The organism is Bacillota bacterium (assembly GCA_033549065.1).
GTDB lineage: Bacteria > Bacillota > Dethiobacteria > DTU022 > DTU022 > JAWSUE01.
On the sequence record JAWSUE010000061.1, the window covers coordinates 1 to 510 of the forward strand.

The 510-nt window shown below is 42.0% G+C and carries 1 tRNA gene; it reads right to left on the reverse strand.

Annotation, left to right across the window (positions count from 1 at the left end):
• Positions 1–338: 338 nt before the first annotated feature.
• A tRNA-Pro gene (locus SCJ97_11775) sits at positions 339–415 on the reverse strand.
• Between the last annotated feature and the right edge of the window lie 95 nt (positions 416–510).

Here is a 510-nt window from a genome sequence, read left to right on the forward strand (position 1 = left end):
ATATACGCTTTCCTGCTATATAATCATCCAGGCTGATAGTACGCCCTCCCCGCAATATCTTTTTCAGATTGGGTAATGGCAAGGATTTCTTCCTGGATCAAAGGCTCGTTATCCAGCCCTCGCAGTAAAAACTCCAAAAACTTTGAGACTGTTTCCTCAAATGCTCAGGCAACTCATCCACCATTGTGAATTTGTTGTTTGCGCATCATGTGTGCCCCCTTCTTTACGATCTTTTTTATATCTTATCATATTTTCCAAATTGCAAAAAGCGGCAAGCGATTATTGTATGACACAAAAAACCACGAGGGTTAAACCTCCCGTGGTTACTTACTTTTTAATGGTCGGAGCGACAGGATTTGAACCTGCGACCTCTTGACCCCCAGTCAAGCGCGCTACCAAGCTGCGCCACGCCCCGACACTAGAACATTATATAATATTAATTCGTATATTGCAAGTGTTACATTATACCAAAAATATGAGTATTGCCTTGAGTTTTAGGGGTTGTTATGC